The sequence below is a fragment of the Dermacoccus sp. NHGro5 genome, assembly GCF_017565385.1.
Lineage (GTDB): Bacteria > Actinomycetota > Actinomycetes > Actinomycetales > Dermatophilaceae > Dermacoccus > Dermacoccus nishinomiyaensis.
Genome location: NZ_JAGEKQ010000005.1, coordinates 1 through 15,630 on the forward strand (window position 1 = coordinate 1; position 15,630 = coordinate 15,630).

Below are 15,630 nucleotides of genomic sequence, written 5' to 3' on the forward strand. Positions count from 1 at the left end.
GTGTGCAAGTGACGGTTCCTTCACCTCGTTTTTGCTCCGACGCATAGCGGTTGTAATGTTCTTACGGGTGGCGTGTCCGAGCGGCCTCAGGAGCCCGCCTCGAAAGCGTGTGTGGGGGTAACTCCACCGTGGGTTCAAATCCCACCGCCACCGCCAGAGATGCGGAAGACCCCCTCCGGGATCAGCGACGAAGTCGCCCCGGAGGGGGTCTTCCGCATCTCAGAATGAGCACGGGGGATTTGGGAGGAGGCAGGCGGCAGCGAGCGAAGCGAGCTCCCGCCCCGCCGACGGAGTCCCACCGCCACATGACGCACACGTGACACGCACTTGACCCACCCTCGACGCGTCGCTGACGCCACACCGGCCGCACCTGCGACCCACCACCTGCCGTACTCAAGACGACGCACCGCCAGCGTCATCGACCGGAGTTGCGACGCAATATTCTTGCGGCTGCAGCAGCTCCACCACACTTGATCACATGTCCAGCTACGATGGCAGCGCTGAACAACCAGGCAGCACGCAACCCACACCTGTGGGGGAGCACACACTCCCACCGAACGGGTAAAATTCTCTACACGAAAGCGTGAACTCTTCACCCTCGCCCGCTTGCATCGTCCTAGTTATCGACCGTCAGTGCCAGGCGAAGCACGCCCGCAGAACAAAAAGAGCACAGACGGTGTATAAAGTGTTCAAGGAGCGAACGTGGGTTCCCTCCTGTGCAACATGGGTTTTCTGCAAACCCTGAACCTGCCTGAAGGAGCTCCGATGCCGTCGCCCGTCAGAGATCGCATGATCTCCGGTGCCCTCGACCTGCTCGCCCGCCGTGGCCTGCAGGCCACCTCGTTCGCAGAGGTGACGCAGGCGACGCAGACGCCGCGCGGCTCGATCTATCACCACTTCCCCGGCGGCAAGCAGGAACTCGTTCTCGCCGCCATCGACCTCAACGCCCAGCAGTGGCTCGACGTCATGGCGTCGGTCGAACGTCGTTCGCCTGAACAGGTCGTCAGCGAACTGCTCGGCCGCCTGCGCGCCTACCTCGACGAGACGAAGTTCGAGGCCGGCTCGGCCGTCGGCGCGGTCACCGTCGCTGCCGAGAACCCGACGCAGCTCGAACACTGCCGTGCAGCGTTCGACGCGTTCAAGGGTGGCCTCGCGAAGGCCCTGACCGACTGCAGCGTCACCACTGCCGCAGCGCGCGAGTACGCGAGCCTGCTCACGAGCTCGATGATCGGCATGACGATGACGGCCCGCGCAGCTCGCGGTTACGACGGTTTCGACGCGAGCGCCCGCCAGCTCGTCGACAGCGCGCGTCGCCTGCCGCGCAGCTGACCTGACGCCTCCTCGCCGGGATCACCCACCTGCGACGGCGCGACGACGTCGCGTCGTACCCACCGCGCGCTCGCGTCCACGACGATGGACCCATGACCTCGCACGAGCCTTTCGACGAGCACGCCTCCCGACCCGACGGCACCGATTCGCGGCTGAGTGGCGCCGCCGCAGAACCGGCAGGCCGGCGGGCGGGCAGGGGCAGCGTAGGCGACGAACGATCCGATCTGAACCTGTCCGTCACGGCCGTCGTGCTCGCCGGCGGCACGTCGCGGCGCTTCGGCGGCGCTCACGACGACAAGCTGGACGTATCGCTCGGCGCCCGCAGCGTGCTCGATTCGACGCTGGCCTCGCTCCCGACACCATGGCCCGTCATCGTCGTCGGTCCGCCGCGCGCGATCAGTCGCGAGCAGGTCACCTGGGTGCAGGAGGATCCGCCCCTGGGCGGCCCGGTCGCTGCCCTGGCGCGGGCGCTCGACGTCAGCACCGGCGAGTGGATCGCCCTCGTCGCCGGCGACACGCCCCGGGGCGGCCATGCCCTGCCCGCCCTCCTCGACGCGGCGTTGACGATGCGGGCGACCAGCACGTCCTGCCACGACGGAGCTGTCGCCGTCGTCGATGGCCGTCGTCAGCCGCTTCTCGCGGTGTATCGCGCCGATGCCCTGGCCGCGGCCTGCCGGGCGATCGGGAACCCTGCCGGCGCGTCGATGCGTGCGGTGCTTGCATCCCTCGCTCTCGCTGAGACCCCCGTCGACCCGGGCGACGCCCGCGACGTCGACACCGTCGACGATCTGGCGTTTCATCGTGCGCGGGGTGCGTCGTAGGGTCGAGGAATGAAGGCAATCACGCTGTCCGAATTCGGTGACGAGAACGTCATGACCCTCGCCGAGGTGCCCGATCTGCCCGCGCCCGAGGGCGACTCGGTACGCATCAAGGTCGCCGCTGCGGGCGTCAACCGCGCGGACCTGCTGCAGCGTCAGGGGCACTATCCGCCGCCTGCCGGAGAATCCGACGTCCTCGGCCTCGAGGTCTCCGGCACGATCGACGCGCTCGGGCCCGACGTCGTCGGCTGGCGCGTTGGTGACGAGGTGTGTGCGCTGCTCGCGGGCGGCGGCTACGCCGAGTACGTCGACGTCCGCGCCGGCCAGGTGCTGCCCGTGCCGCGCGGCGTCGATCTCGTGACGGCCGCCGCGTTGCCGGAGGTGGCCGCGACGGTGTGGTCGAACGTCGTCTTCACCGCTGACCTGCAGCCCGGTGATCTGCTGCTCGTGCACGGCGGCAGCAGCGGAATCGGCACGATGGCGATCCAGTTGGCGACGGCGCTCGGCGCGCGCGTCGCCGTCACCGCCGGTTCGGCCGAGAAGCTCGCCGCATGCAAGGCGCTCGGCGCACAGATCCTCATCAACTACCGCGAGGAGGACTTCGTCGACGCCGTCGCGGCCGAGGGTGGCGCCAACGTCATCCTCGACGTCATGGGCGCCAAGTACCTGAGCCGCAACATCGACGCTCTCGCGCCCAACGGCCGGCTCGTCATCATCGGCATGCAGGGCGGGACGAAGGCCGAGCTCGACCTCGCGAAACTGCTCGCCAAGCGCGCCCAGGTGACGGCGACGTCGCTGCGTTCGCGCCCGCTCGCGGAGAAGGCCGCGATCGTGCGCGAGGTGCGCGACACGGTGTGGCCGCTCATCGAATCGGGCGCCGTGCGGCCTATCGTCCACGCCACCTACCCGCTCGCGCAGGCAGCGGACGCACACCGCGAACTCGCTGCGTCGGGGCACATCGGCAAGGTGCTGCTGACGCTCTGAGCGCGGTGACGCTCTGCAACGGGGTAAGCGGAGTGACTGGGCGGCCGGGTGTGAGGTGCGCCGGACCGGCGCACCTCTGGGAGCTGCGATCTTGCATGGCAGGGTTGCGGGCCTCTACGCAGGACGTTCGGGGCTGCGATCCCGCATGGCAGGGTTTCAGCCCCGACCTGCGCATGCGGAACCCCGTGGGGCATGCGTCGACGCCTTCCTCCTCCCCTCGCTGACCTCCACACCCGACGCCCCGCCACCCGCCGATGCGCACCCCGACGCCCCATCGCCCGCCGGCCCCAAGCCTCGACGCGCTACGACGCCCCCGGCACATGCCGCGCGGCACGCCTCACCCGACACGCCCGACACACCCACCGGCGCGTCATTCCCCACAGCACCCACATACCCGGTATACACGTACATACCGGGTATGCATACTGCGTATGCGGTAAGGGAACGGGAGCGTGACGTGCGCCGTCGACACATCGTCGGCGGCGCACGTCAGGCCTCACGAGGGGAAATGAACGATGACGCAACCAGCCCTCGAGCTCGACGGCGTGAGCAAGGTGCACCCCTCACCCGCGGGTGACGTGCACGCGTTGAAGGACGTCAGCCTCGCGCTGTACCCGGGCGAACTCGTGGCCGTCATGGGCCCCAGCGGTTCGGGCAAGTCGACGCTGCTCAACATGGCAGGGGGCCTCGACGCGCCGACGAGCGGCGATGTGCGCATCGGCGGTGCGAGCATCGTCGGCGTCGGCCAGAAGGAGATGGCGAGTCTGCGCCGACGCAGCGTCGGGTTCGTCTTCCAGGACCTCAACCTCGTCCCGGCGCTGACGGCGGCCGAGAACGCCTCGCTCCCCCTCGAACTCGACGGCATGGGCCTGCGCGCCGCCCGCGCGGCCGGCCTCGAGGCGCTCGACGCCGTCGGCCTGGCCGACCTCGCCGACCGCTACCCCGAGGAGATGTCTGGCGGCCAACAGCAGCGCGTCGCGATCGCGCGCTCCCTCGTCGGCGAGCGCCGCGTCGTGCTCGCCGACGAACCGACGGGCGCGCTCGACTCAGTCACGGGTGAGGAGGTGCTCATGGTGCTGCGTCAGCGCTGCGACGCGGGCGCCGCCGTCCTGCTCGTCACGCATGACTCGCGGCACGCGTCGTGGGCCGACCGCATCGTCAACCTGCGTGACGGCGCCGTCGTCGGCATCGTGGGCGACGAACCCGCGCCGTTCGGGGAGAGCGCCGTCACTCGCTCGCACGGTGCGACGAGTGTGACAGCAGCAACGACGCAGGGCCGGGCATGATCACCGCGTCCGACCACCTGTCGCGGGTGCAGGAGCTCGCCGTCGTCAGCGTGCACACGTGGGCGCAGGGCTCGCCCCCGTCGCACGTGACGACGAAACCGGCCGAATCGCGGCTCGACGCGACGCACGGGCCGGTGCTCGAGGGCGTGTTCCTGTCGACGCCGGCGCTCGTCGTCCTGCTCGTCGGCATCATCGGCGTCGCGCTCGTCATGGCGATGCGGACGGCCGGCGCGACGCGTGCGTCGCGTCCGGTGATCTCGCACCCGGCCGCACCTGCGGGTCGTGGGTCGCGCAACTCATTGGTGTCTGACGCCTCGCGCGCAGGGGGTCGTTGAGATGGCCTCCCACCTTGCCGGATGGCGGCTTCCGCTGCGCCTCGCGTGGCGCGACATCATGCGTTACAAGGGCCGCTCGGCACTCGCTGCGCTGCTCATCCTGCTGCCCGTCATGGCACTGGCGACGATGCTCGCCTTCATCTCGACGTTCGATATCAGCCCTGACGAAGAACGCGCCCGCGCCATGGAAGGGCTCGGTGGCCTCGTCACGGTGTCCGCCGAGAAACCGGGCGCGCCGATGCCGGCGGCCGGACGCGCCATCACGACATCGAAGCCTCCGACGGCTGCGGAGGTGAGCGAACAGGCGGGCGTTGCCGCGCTCGAGGCCCACCAGGAAGGTTTCGTGTTCGCCGCCACGCAGGAGACGACTTCGGGTGGGTTCACCTCGACGTGGGGCACCGTCATGCTGACCGACCCCACCTCGCCCCTGCTCGCACGCAAGGCCACTCTCGTCTCGGGGCGCCTGCCGTCGAAGCCGGGTGAGGTCGCCGTCACCGAATACGGCAAGAAGATGGGGTTGCCGACCGGCGGGCCGATGCAGGCGCGTTCGGATTTCGGAAATCCGTCCGACAGCAAGACGGTGAACCTCACCGTCGTCGGCACCGTGACGACGCCGTTCGCGGACGTCGCCGCCGTCGGGCCGGTGCCGACGGGGTACAAGCCGAGCTCGTCACCGGGGTTCCTCCTCGACGACACGCGCACGTTCTCGGCCGCTGACGTCGAGCAGTGGCACCGATTCGGCCTCGACCTGACGACCCGCGACAACGTGTCCGCGCAGGCGAGCGCCTATGACGTGAATACGACGGGCGATTCGAGCATGGCCTTCGCCATCGCCGTCGCGACGATGGCCTTCGTCGCCGTGACGGCACTGCTCGCCGGCCCGGCGTTCGCGGCCGGCGCGACGCGTCAGCGTCGCAGCCTCGGGCTCGTCGCGGCGAACGGCGGCACCCGCGCCGTCCTGCGCCGCATCGTCCTGGCCAACGCGATGATCCTCGGTGCGCTGACCGCGCTCGTCAGTGCCGTCCTCGGCACCGCGCTCGGTGTCGTCGCCGCGAAGATCGCCTGCCGGCAGGTGACGACCCTCGATGCGCCCACCGACATCCGATTCAGCTGGATCGTCGGCCTCGTCGTCGTCTCGACGCTCGCCGCGCTCATCGCCGCGTGGGTGCCCGCGCGGGCTGCGGGTCGTACCAACCTTCTGCAGGCCCTGCGCGGGCAGGTGTCGGCGCGTGTCGTCAAGCGTCGACTGCCGACGATCGGCGTCATCGCCGTCGCGGCCGGCACGCTGTGCCTGTTCTTCGCGACGCAGCGAGGGGGCGACGGGTCGTCGATGAGTGAGGAGGGGCAGACCGCCCTTGCGTACATCGGCGTGCCGCTGTTCTTCGGCGGCGCGGTGCTCGCGGTGCCGTACGTGCTCATGGTGGCCGGCAAGCTCGCCGGTCACCTGCCCCTGACGCCGCGCCTCGCGGTGCGTGAGGTCAGCCGTCAGCGCACGCGGGCGACGGCGTCGATCGGCGCGGTGCTCGCCACCGTCGCCGTGTGCACGGGCGTCAGCGTCTACGGCGCGAGCGAGGACGCGTACCTCGCCAAGACGTACACCCCGTCGATGCCGATGGGTGAGGCGGCGTTCGTCTCGAGCTCTCCCGGCTCGCGGACCAGTGAGGCGGACGACAACACAGCCATCGCGGCGATCCGCAAGATCGTCCCCGGCGCCGCGGGTGCGTGGACAGTGGGCGCCGGAGACTTCATGCCCCGCTATCTCGCAGGGAAGTGCCCGGCGAAGGGCTCCGGTCAGGACGCCGCCGCCGCGGCCGTCAGCGTGCTCGGCGTCGACGACGCCGGCATGAAGCTCATGGGCCTCGATGCCGCGACGCGAGATGCTCTGAAGCGAGGTGAGTTCCTCCACGTCGGGCCATCGACGAACGACAGCCTGGGCGTGGCGGGATGGGGCCCCCAGTCGAGCGCCACGACGATCACCGACGGCAAGGTCACGCTGGCCGCGGTGCAGTGGAAGAACGCCGAGCTGCCGGAGGCGACCGTCGCATCCTGCTCGCCCCTGACGGTGCCGGCACGCCCCGTGTCGTTCGACGCCGCGTTCAATCTCGCAGGTTCGACGCCGAACTCGCTCATCGCGGCGCGCGAAACGCTCGCGAAGCACCACATGACGGCCCATCTCGCAGCGATCACCGTCGCGCCCGAGGGTGGGGTGAGCAAGAAGCTCGAAGGTCAGCTCAAGGCCGCCTCCCCGATCGACATGCCGTTGATGGTGGAGCGGGGCTACTCGAGCCCGATCCTCGTCATCCTCGGCATCATGACGGCGGCGCTCGCGTTCGTCGTCCTGCTCACGACGATCGTGTCGACGCTGCTCAACGACGCCGAATCGCAGGCCGATGCCGCGACGCTCGCGACCGTCGGGGCGCCCACGGGGATGCGGCGGCGCATCGTCGGCGCGCACGCGGCGGCGATCGGCGTCATCGGTGCGCTCATCGGCATCGCCGTCGGCATCGCGCCGGGGCTCATCCTGGCGCGGGCCTCGACGAACCACATGATGGACGAGCGGACGCACCAGCTCAGCGGCGGCACGTACGCGATCCCATGGTGGTCGCTCGCGATCATGCTCATCGCGGTGCCACTCGTCGCAGCGCTCGTGTCGATGCTGTTCGCACGCCGCAAGCCGGTGCTGACGAGGCGCGAGCGGTGAGCGTCATGCACGACTCGCGCCGGGTTCGGCGGGTTCGGCGGGTTCGGCGGGTGGGCGCGCCGCGTCGTACCGTTGAACGTTCATCGTTCACCGCGACGACGCGAAGGGGGCTGACGTGAGCGTTCGTAACGGCCTGCTCGCGCTGCTCGCGTCGCAGGAGATGTACGGCGCGCAGCTGCGCTCCGAGTTCGAGGCGCGCACGGGCGGGCAGTGGCCCCTCAACATCGGCCAGGTCTACACGACGCTCGGGCGCCTCGAGCGCGACGGCCTCGTCGAGGGCGCGGGCGCGGCCGACGACGAGGGCCGCATTCCGTATCGCCTCACCGAGACGGGGCGCGGTGAAGTGGATTCGTGGTGGGCCCAGGCCGTCCCGCGCGACGTGACGCCACGCAACGAACTCGCCATCAAGTTGGCGCTCGCCGTCACGATGCCAGGGGTCGACGTGCGTGCGCTCGTCTCGACGCAACGCACCGCGACGATGCGGCACCTACGCGAGCTCAACCGGTCGAAACCGCGCCGCACACCGGGCGCGCCGAGCGCTCCGACGCCCGACGAGCTCGTCCTCGAATCGCTCATCTTCGCCGACGAGGCCGAGCTGCGCTGGCTCGACTACGTCGAGGAGCGGCTGGCTCGCGGCTGACGTCGTGCGCGGTCCACATGGATCGCGAGGTGGGAGCGCCTGGCGCGGGGTTGACGTCGAGGTGCTTCGTCGCGCGCGCCTCAGTGCTGACGCGGTAGCTCGCGCCAGGTGCCGGTTCGCACCGCCTGTGCGAGGTCGCCCCGACGCGCTCGGGCGGCGCTGAACGTGGGGCACCGCTCCTCGTGAAGCACCCGGCCACGTCGACTCACACAGACGGCCCAGGGGCGACGAAACACGAAACGGGTCAATGCCAGCAGCGGAACCAGGAGCAACAGCAGAGCCAGCTCGCCGATGAGGTAGACCAGGACGACGATGAACGGGACGAGCACGATGGCGAAGATCACCGCCGAGATCAGGTCATCACCGCCGGGGGATGCACTGAGGAGCTGCCCGGCCCACCGGTGAGCCCGGGGGCTCCACGGCAGCCACCGGCAACGCACCGCATAGGCGCGCGGTTTCGTGCCCGCTGCCGCGGGTTCCTTGACTCTCATGTTCTGTCCCTGAATTCATGCACACGACGCCATGCCACTGCCGCGGCGACGAGCACCCGTGTACATGTGGAGGCGAAAGGCCCAGGTTTCCGGGGTTGTCGGTGGCCAGGTTCACAATAGAGGCATGCCCCGCCTCACGATGATGCTCGCGCCGCCGCAGGTGCGTCGCGCTGCCCGTCGTCGCGGGGTGACGAAGGCGCGCCTCGCGGACGAGCTGCAGACGTTCGTCGAGGTCAAGCCCGCGCCGGGGCGCTGGAAGACGGCGGCACACATCACGACGTGCGTGACGCTGACGGTGCTGGCGTTGTCGTTCGTCCTCGGCCCACAGCTCGGTCTGCTCGGGTTGACGGGCACGTTCTTGTGCACCGTCAGCGTCAAGCGGACGTGGCGTCACCGCGTCACCATCCTCGCGTGCATGACGCTCGCGTACGTCGCGGCGTTGACGATCGGGGTGAGCGTCGCAGGACATGCGGTGCTCACGACGGTCGCGCTGACGGCGATCGCCGGCGTCAGTGTGCTTCTGTACCACGCGCTCGTCGGCGACCCGCCTGGCCCTGTCTTTCTGACGATCGGCCCGGCCATCGGCACGTATCTGCCTACGGTCGGCGTGCCCGGCAGCCGGTTCCTGCTGGCAGCAGGCTGTGGCGCCGTGATGTCGAGCGTGCTGAGCCTCGCGCTGCAGTACCCGCAGCGTCACGAACCGGAGGATCAAGCCGTCGACGAGGCGCAGGAGGCGTGTGACGCGTACTTCGAGTCAGACCCGGACGGCGATTTCGTCGAGACGGGCCGCCTGCGGGACACGGCGTACGCGTCGATCTTCTCCGCGGCGTGGGCGTTGAGCGCGGCGACAGGCCGCCGTCACCCCGACCCGCACTGGCGCGAGCTGACGAAGCGCCTGCGCCGGTTGCACATCGAAGTCGTCCAGCGCACCGCCGCGACGCGACTGCCCGGGGCCGTGATCGCCGTCCCCGTCATGGCGCAGGCGCGCTACCTCGGACGCCCACCGCGGCGCTACCTGCTGCGCTGGGGGTTGTCGCGCTCGTCCTTGCCTGCGCTGATCGCGCGGCGCGCCGCGCTCGCGGTGCTGCTGACGTGCGTGCTCGCGTACGCGCTCGGCGTCACGCATCCGTACTGGGCGGTCATGACGACGGCGCTCCTCATCTCCCTCGGCGGCGACCGGCTGACCTTGACGCATCGAGCGGCGCACCGCTTCGTCGGCACCGTCATCGGTGTCGGGTTGTTCTTCCTCGTCAGCCTCACGCATCCCAGCGGGTGGTGGGTCATCGTCGTCGCGCTGACGTGCGTGTACCTGCTGCAGTGGACGGTCGTGCGCAACTACGCGCTCGGGTCGATGTTCATCACGCCGATGGCGCTGCTCGTGGCGTCGGCGGGCACGGCGCACAAGCCGATCGGTGAGTTGATGCTCGATCGCATCTTCGAGACGGCCCTGTCGTGCGTCATCTGCCTGTTCGTGCTGTGGGCGTTCGGGCGTCGTCTGCCCGTGCTGCTCGTGCGTCGTCAGTTCCGTCGCGCCCTGCGCGCCCTCGAGCGGGTGCTGCTGCTCCTGGCCGACGGTGAGCACAACTCCGAGCGGGGCGTCAGCGCGCGGCGCGACCTCGTCTTCGAGCAGCTCGAGGCCGCGCACGTCCTGCAGATAGCACAGCGCGACCTGCCGCGCGTGCTCGGGTCGTGGAGCGAGCTCGAGGCGAGCCTCGGTTCGGCCACGTACGTGACCCTCGCGGCGTGCTGGACGCACGATCCGCTCGCTCACCTCGACGCCGACGCGATGGCGTCACGCCTCGCGCGCCTCATCCACGACCTGCCGCCCGTCTCGACGCAGCTCGTCGACGCGACGACCATCGCCGCGAGCGTCGACGACCTACTCGACGTCGGGGGGCACGGCACCGCGCCGCGCCCGTAGCGGTGTCGTCGCGACCGCCGAGGTGGCACTCCCCCACGTCCCGGCCCACCCACGCCATGAGTGAGAACATCCTGCGCGGCGTTGAGCAGAGCAACCGTGGCACCCGCCGACTGCCGTATCCACCAGCCGCCGAGCCCGCCAGCTGCCGACCACCGACCACCGAGACCGCCGACCGCCGACCACCCCCGACCACCGACCGCTGATTACCGACTGATGGTCACTGGCTGATGGCCGCCAGCTGCCAGCGGCACCTGTTGTCACCCCCCTGCGATGAGCGGCCGGGGCTGTCATTCCGCCTGAGCAGTGCCGTCACTGGAGCGTGAAACGCCACTGACAACAGCGTCGTATATCTCATCGATCGTGCGCGGCATCGCCCCGATGACAGGACGCCGGCGAGCGCCTGGGCCTTCGCCGCCGGCGTCGCCGGGCCCCGCGTCCCCGGCGGTGTCACCAGGCCCCGCGTCGCCGCCAACGACCTCGTTGACGGCCTCGACGGCGCCCCCGTCGATCGCCCCGTCGGCGCCCCCGTCGCGCGACGTCTGCGGTCCGGCACACGTCACGCCTGCGCGCGCCAACATCTGCGCCTGCCAGGGAGCGCGCAGCGCCGCGGCATGCAGGGCGGGCTCGTCGCTGAGCACACGATGCGCGGCGTCCTGACGCAGGTGCCCGTCGTGCAGCAGCGCGAGGTCGTCGGCCCACTCCCACGCGAACGCGAGGTCATGCGTCGACAGGGCGATCGTCGTACCGCGTTCCTCGAGCGACGTGAGGCTCGCGAGCAGCGCCTCGACGCCGGCCGGGTCGAGACCGGCCGTCGGCTCGTCGAGCAGCAAGTACGCGGGGCGCATCGCGACGGCACCCGCGATGGCCACGCGTTTCTGCTGCCCGAACGACAGTTGATGAACCGGCCGATCCGCGAGGTCGCTGATCCCGAGGACGTCGAGCGTCTCCTCGACGCGTCGCCGCACCTCGTCGGGCGGCAGCCCGAGGTTGGTCGGGCCGAACGAGACGTCCGCGAAGACGTCCGCCGAGAACAACTGATCCGCCGGATCCTGAAGCACGAGCTGCACGAGCTGTCGATGACGCTCCAGCCCGCGCCGCGAACGCTGCAACGCCACCCCGTCGACGACGACGTCCCCTGACGTCGCCGCAACCGACCCGGCCACGGCGCGCAACAGCGTCGTCTTGCCTGCGCCGTTCGCGCCGACGAACGCGAGCCGCCGCCCCGGCTGCACGTCGAGGTCGACGCCGTCGAGTACGGCGTCCCGACCGCGATACCCCACGCGCAGATCCCTGACACTCAACCCACGGGTACCAGTTGCCTCCCGGCCGCCGGGCTCAGCCACACGTGACTCACTATCTCGAGCGACGCCGTTCGGCCCAGCTTGCCTGTTCTGCAGCCACCTGTTCATCGCGACATCACCGCCCACGTGATGAGGGCGCTGACGACGAGCACGACACCACACAGCGACCGCCACGACGCCTGCCGCGCGGGCGTCGTGACGATGAGGTCGCCCGTGTATCCACGTCCGGCGAGCCCCGCTTCGAGGCGCTGGGCGCGCGTCCAGGCCCGGACGAGCACCCCCGCGAGCAGCGTCCCAGTGCTCGCGAGCGCCGCGCGGCGCGTCGCGTATCCGAGGCGCGCCGTCTGACTCTCCCGGATCGTGCCGACCGAGTCGAGCAGCGTGAAGATCATCCGATACACGACGCCCGCGATCTCGACGAGAAACGCCGGCACCCCGACGCGCCGCAGCCCGCCGAGGACGTCCGTCATCGGCGTCGTCAGCGCGAGCACGAGGACGGCAGCCGCCCCCGCCGCTGCACGCGCCCCCGTCAGAACGGCTCGATCGAGCGACGATCGCCCGATCGACAACGGCCCCGCCTGCCACAGCGCGTCATCGGGCGCGGGGCCGATCGACACGAGCACGCCCACGAGGCCGATGACGACGAACACCGCCGGCAGCGCCCACACACGCAGCACGAGCCCGGGCGCGACGCGCGCACCCACCGTGACGGCGACGAACGCGACGACGACGACGGCCAGGTCGACGCGCACGTCCCGCGCCACCATCGCCACGGCGAGAAGACCGAGCGCCAGCGCAGCCTTCTCGCTGACGGCATGTGAGCGCCACGCGCTGCTCCACGCCGCCTCGTCGATCGCGAGATGAGCCACGCTCAGGCGATCCGCGAACCGTCGGGCGCGTTCGTGACGAGACCCGTCGCAGCGTCATCACCCGGGGCAGCACGACTTGACGCAACACCGTTACCCGCACTCGCGACACCCGACGCCGCGTCGCGGTTCTTGCGACGCTCGCGGAACGTGCCGAGGACGAAGCCGAGGAAGCCCGCACCGAGCGCGGCCTGCATCGCGAACAGCCCCGATTCGACCTCGCCACCGGGCTGCGTCCAGAACGGCTCGAACCACGGCTTGTAGTCGGGGTCGGACTTCTCGATGGTTTCGGTGGCCGCAGCGTCCGTGCCACCGAAGTCGCCACTGCGCGTGCCCATGACGAGCGCCAGGACGAAGATCGCCGCCGCGAGCACGACGAGGAGGACGTTCGTCAGTCGACGGTCACGCACGGCTCGCCTCCTTTGCCTCGACGTCGGCCGAGACCGCGACACCCGCATCGAGCCCACGATCGCGTCCGAATCCGAGACCGGCGAGCTCCGGGCCGGCCCAGGAGCGCAGCGCGTTCATGAGCAGCACACCGACGAGGCCCTCGACGATGGCGAGCGGAATCTGCGTCACCGCGAACAGCCCGAGAAACCGCGACCATGCGCCGACGAAACCCGTCGCGCGGTCGGGGAAGGCGAGGGCGAGCTGCGTCGCCGTCGTCACGTACGTCATGAGGTCGGAGACGGCGACGGCGCAGAACACGGCGACCGACAGCGGCGCGCGACGCATCAGCCTATAGACGCCGTACCCGGCCCACGGCCCGACGACGGCCATCGACATGACGTTCGCGCCGAGCGTCGTCAGCCCGCCGTGCGCGAGCAGCAAGGCTTGGAACAGCAGCACGATCGTGCCCAGCGCCGCCATGACAGGCGGGCGGAAGATGATGGCGCCCTCGCCGGTGCCCGTCGGATGCGACGAACTCCCGGTGACGGACGGCAACTTGATGGCCGACAGCACGAACGAATACGCCCCGACTCCGCCGAGCAGCAGCTTCGACTCCGGATGCTTCTCGATCGTGCGCTTGATCTCGCGCGCTCCGTGGATGACGAAGGGGGCCGCTACCGCGCTCCAGGCGGCAGCGTGAACAGGGGGCAAGAACCCCTCAGCGATATGCATGAGTGCACCTTCCCGGGATGACGCGTCCCGCTCGATGGCGTCACCCCGAGTTCCTGACTCACGGAAATCCCGTTCACAGTGGCGCGACCGTGCCGGATTCTCACCGGCTTCCTCGTCCTGGGTGACGCGCGCTGCCCACCCTAGCGAACCGCCCGCCCGCCGTGGGCACCCGGGACGCAGCAGCTCCCGCAACGGGGATCACACCTTCGTCGTGCCCGGCCCGCCACCTCTGACGGCCCCTAGTGCCACCGCCCCACGGCCAGGCTTCCCCCCGGCTCTCCCCCACGCCCGCGCTGCGGCACCGCACCACGTCGACATCGCGACGTCAACACCACGCCAGATCGCCCGCGAGCTTTCATGGCCGACGCACAGGATCTCGACATCACCCACCCACACGCGATCGCGAACGTGGGGGACGTGGAGAACACGACGGTGACACGAGCCCTGACGGTGGCAGGCGGCGTCCTCGCAGCCTGGATCCCGGTGCTCTACCTGCGCCTGGACGCGCAGCGCGTCGACCCTGCGAGCCTCGCAGCATGGGTGGGGCTCGACGTGAGCGAACTCCTCGCCCTCACCGCACTCGTTCTCGCCGCCGGTCGACGCGCCGCGGCCACCTGGCTCATCGGGCTCGTCGCCGCGACGCTGTTCGTCCTCGACGCCGTCACGGACATCGCGAACGCGACCACGACGAGTTCGCTCGCCACCGCGGTCGCCATGGCGCTCGCCGCCGAGATCCCCATCGCTCTCGGATGCCTACGCCTCGCCCTGATGCATGACGCGCCGGCCACGACGACGCAGCTGGCTCACGTCAGAGCCTGACCAACGCCGCGCGAGAACAGACGCCAGCTCGAACCCCCGTCCCCAACCGCGATTCGCGTCCCCATCTGCGAATCCCGTCCCCAACGACTCGCCGACCTCACACCTACCGTCGAGACGCCCAAGCCACGAGGCGACGCCACCGTGAGACGCCGCAACCATGAGACGACGAACGCCGGCCGGATGCTGGTCGCATCCGGCCGGCGTCATGTTCGCCTACACCCGATTCCTCGCGACGTCTCCGTCGACGCGATCAGGCGCCGAGGCCAGCACTACGACGAGGCGCCGACATCAACCCTGCGTCGGCGCCGCATCGAGCGTGCGCAGGCGCCCGTCGACCATCTCGTGCAGCGAGTCGACCGCGTCGAGGGTGTGCAGGTCGTGCGTCACCATGATGGTCGCGGCCTGGTGCTCGTGCGTCACCTTGCCGAGCAGTTCGACGACGGCGGTGCCGCGCTCGGTGTCGAGCGACGCGGTCGGTTCGTCGACGAGCAGCAGCTTCGGCTCGTTCATCAGCGCACGGGCGATGCCGACACGCTGACGCTGACCGCCGGAGAGCGCTGCGGGGCGGCGGTCGAAAACCTTCTCCAACCCGACGGCGGCGAGCAGTTCCTCGGCCCTCGATGCGGTGTCCTTGCCGTGACGCCCGGCGATGCGCGCAACGATCTCGAGCTGCTCCACGGACGTCAGCGACGCGATGAGGTTGCTCTGCTGGAACACGAACCCGATCGACGCGAGGCGCACGGCCGCGGCGTCCTTGTGCGAGAGCCCCGAGACGACCTTGCCGTCGATCGTCACGACACCGGAGTCGGGCGTCTGCAGCAGACCGGCGACGGCGAGCAGCGACGACTTGCCGGAACCCGACGGGCCCGTCACCGCGGCGAACTCGCCCGCAGCGACGTGCAGCGACACGTCGTTGACGGCCGTGATGCGCCCCGAGGCGCCGTCGGGGAAGGTCAGCGTGGCGTTCTTGACGTCGAGGCTCATCGGGCTGCTCCTGGCGCGGTGGTGGGGACGAGG

At 70.2% G+C, this 15,630-nt stretch carries 15 protein-coding genes, 1 tRNA gene and 1 riboswitch; of the genes, 10 read left to right on the plus strand and 6 right to left on the minus strand.

Translation table 11 applies throughout. The features are described from left to right. Window positions 1-66 precede the first annotated feature (66 nt). The 8 genes from J4Z35_RS02395 to J4Z35_RS02430 all read left to right on the plus strand — a co-directional run bounded on the left by J4Z35_RS02395 (window position 67) and on the right by J4Z35_RS02430 (window position 8,093). Window positions 67-156: transfer RNA gene (locus J4Z35_RS02395), tRNA-Ser, on the plus strand. Between the two features lie 609 nt (window positions 157-765). Continuing rightward, window positions 766-1,329 (plus strand): TetR/AcrR family transcriptional regulator, encoded by a 564-nt coding sequence (locus tag J4Z35_RS02400; RefSeq protein WP_074040920.1) that lies wholly within the window; start codon window positions 766-768, stop codon window positions 1,327-1,329. A gap of 92 nt (window positions 1,330-1,421) precedes the next feature. Then, entirely contained in the window at window positions 1,422-2,150 is a 729-nt protein-coding gene (locus tag J4Z35_RS02405; RefSeq protein ID WP_083603979.1) for an NTP transferase domain-containing protein, read from the plus strand. Window positions 2,151-2,159: 9 nt separating this feature from the next. Continuing rightward, window positions 2,160-3,131, plus strand: a complete 972-nt coding sequence (locus tag J4Z35_RS02410; protein ID WP_074040921.1) for an NAD(P)H-quinone oxidoreductase — start codon at window positions 2,160-2,162, stop codon at window positions 3,129-3,131. Window positions 3,132-3,646: 515 nt separating this feature from the next. After that, window positions 3,647-4,417 carry an ABC transporter ATP-binding protein gene (locus J4Z35_RS02415; RefSeq protein WP_074041267.1) on the plus strand — a complete coding sequence of 257 codons (771 nt, stop codon included), beginning with the start codon at window positions 3,647-3,649 and terminating at the stop codon, window positions 4,415-4,417. Then, window positions 4,414-4,752, plus strand: coding sequence for a hypothetical protein (locus J4Z35_RS02420; protein WP_074041268.1), 339 nt, complete (start codon window positions 4,414-4,416; stop codon window positions 4,750-4,752). The genes J4Z35_RS02415 and J4Z35_RS02420 overlap by 4 nt, the downstream gene beginning before the upstream one ends. 1 nt (window position 4,753) lies before the next feature. Continuing rightward, complete coding sequence (locus J4Z35_RS02425; RefSeq protein ID WP_074041269.1) at window positions 4,754-7,453, plus strand: ABC transporter permease; 2,700 nt, start codon at window positions 4,754-4,756, stop codon at window positions 7,451-7,453. A 115-nt stretch (window positions 7,454-7,568) separates the two neighbouring features. After that, window positions 7,569-8,093, plus strand: a complete 525-nt coding sequence (locus tag J4Z35_RS02430; RefSeq protein WP_062256187.1) for a PadR family transcriptional regulator — start codon at window positions 7,569-7,571, stop codon at window positions 8,091-8,093. Between the two features lie 80 nt (window positions 8,094-8,173). Here the strand turns inward: J4Z35_RS02430 and J4Z35_RS02435 are convergent, their stop codons facing one another. Further along, window positions 8,174-8,584: a hypothetical protein gene (locus J4Z35_RS02435; protein ID WP_143181311.1), complete on the minus strand. Its 411-nt coding sequence runs from the start codon at window positions 8,582-8,584 to the stop codon at window positions 8,174-8,176. 124 nt (window positions 8,585-8,708) lie between these two features. Between J4Z35_RS02435 and J4Z35_RS02440 the strand changes: the two genes are divergently transcribed. Further along, window positions 8,709-10,505 (plus strand): FUSC family protein, encoded by a 1,797-nt coding sequence (locus J4Z35_RS02440; protein WP_006943489.1) that lies wholly within the window; start codon window positions 8,709-8,711, stop codon window positions 10,503-10,505. A gap of 287 nt (window positions 10,506-10,792) precedes the next feature. Here the strand turns inward: J4Z35_RS02440 and J4Z35_RS02445 are convergent, their stop codons facing one another. From J4Z35_RS02445 to J4Z35_RS02460, 4 genes are all read right to left on the minus strand, one after another. Further along, window positions 10,793-11,785, minus strand: a complete 993-nt coding sequence (locus J4Z35_RS02445) for an ABC transporter ATP-binding protein (protein WP_074041270.1) — start codon at window positions 11,783-11,785, stop codon at window positions 10,793-10,795. 125 nt (window positions 11,786-11,910) lie between these two features. Further along, window positions 11,911-12,675: a cobalt ECF transporter T component CbiQ gene (gene cbiQ, locus J4Z35_RS02450; RefSeq protein ID WP_074041271.1), complete on the minus strand. Its 765-nt coding sequence runs from the start codon at window positions 12,673-12,675 to the stop codon at window positions 11,911-11,913. Between the two features lie 2 nt (window positions 12,676-12,677). Continuing rightward, window positions 12,678-13,082 (minus strand): energy-coupling factor ABC transporter substrate-binding protein, encoded by a 405-nt coding sequence (locus J4Z35_RS02455; RefSeq protein WP_074041272.1) that lies wholly within the window; start codon window positions 13,080-13,082, stop codon window positions 12,678-12,680. Further along, window positions 13,075-13,794 (minus strand): energy-coupling factor ABC transporter permease, encoded by a 720-nt coding sequence (locus J4Z35_RS02460; protein WP_074041273.1) that lies wholly within the window; start codon window positions 13,792-13,794, stop codon window positions 13,075-13,077. Before J4Z35_RS02460 ends, J4Z35_RS02455 begins: the two co-directional genes overlap by 8 nt. 47 nt (window positions 13,795-13,841) lie before the next feature. Continuing rightward, window positions 13,842-13,910: riboswitch (cobalamin riboswitch) on the minus strand. A gap of 241 nt (window positions 13,911-14,151) precedes the next feature. Here J4Z35_RS02460 and J4Z35_RS02465 point away from each other — a divergent pair. Next, the gene (locus tag J4Z35_RS02465) at window positions 14,152-14,613 is read left to right on the plus strand and encodes a hypothetical protein (RefSeq protein ID WP_074041119.1); all 462 of its coding nucleotides are present in this window, start codon (window positions 14,152-14,154) and stop codon (window positions 14,611-14,613) included. A gap of 288 nt (window positions 14,614-14,901) precedes the next feature. On the opposite strand, the gene J4Z35_RS02470 is transcribed toward J4Z35_RS02465, so the two are convergent. Then, window positions 14,902-15,597, minus strand: coding sequence for an ABC transporter ATP-binding protein (locus J4Z35_RS02470; protein ID WP_074041120.1), 696 nt, complete (start codon window positions 15,595-15,597; stop codon window positions 14,902-14,904). Between the last annotated feature and the right edge of the window lie 33 nt (window positions 15,598-15,630).

What these genes read in the sequence shown, in the direction of transcription:
- J4Z35_RS02435 (WP_143181311.1), bottom strand. Translation starts at nt 8,584, where the DNA reads ATGAGAGTCAAGGAACCCGCGGCAGCGGGCACGAAACCGCGCGCCTAT.
- J4Z35_RS02465 (WP_074041119.1), top strand. Translation starts at nt 14,152, where the DNA reads ATGGCCGACGCACAGGATCTCGACATCACCCACCCACACGCGATCGCG.
- J4Z35_RS02470 (WP_074041120.1), bottom strand. Translation starts at nt 15,597, where the DNA reads ATGAGCCTCGACGTCAAGAACGCCACGCTGACCTTCCCCGACGGCGCC.
- J4Z35_RS02415 (WP_074041267.1), top strand. Translation starts at nt 3,647, where the DNA reads ATGACGCAACCAGCCCTCGAGCTCGACGGCGTGAGCAAGGTGCACCCC.
- J4Z35_RS02425 (WP_074041269.1), top strand. Translation starts at nt 4,754, where the DNA reads ATGGCCTCCCACCTTGCCGGATGGCGGCTTCCGCTGCGCCTCGCGTGG.
- J4Z35_RS02410 (WP_074040921.1), top strand. Translation starts at nt 2,160, where the DNA reads ATGAAGGCAATCACGCTGTCCGAATTCGGTGACGAGAACGTCATGACC.
- J4Z35_RS02420 (WP_074041268.1), top strand. Translation starts at nt 4,414, where the DNA reads ATGATCACCGCGTCCGACCACCTGTCGCGGGTGCAGGAGCTCGCCGTC.
- J4Z35_RS02440 (WP_006943489.1), top strand. Translation starts at nt 8,709, where the DNA reads ATGCCCCGCCTCACGATGATGCTCGCGCCGCCGCAGGTGCGTCGCGCT.
- J4Z35_RS02460 (WP_074041273.1), bottom strand. Translation starts at nt 13,794, where the DNA reads ATGCATATCGCTGAGGGGTTCTTGCCCCCTGTTCACGCTGCCGCCTGG.
- J4Z35_RS02405 (WP_083603979.1), top strand. Translation starts at nt 1,422, where the DNA reads ATGACCTCGCACGAGCCTTTCGACGAGCACGCCTCCCGACCCGACGGC.
- J4Z35_RS02400 (WP_074040920.1), top strand. Translation starts at nt 766, where the DNA reads ATGCCGTCGCCCGTCAGAGATCGCATGATCTCCGGTGCCCTCGACCTG.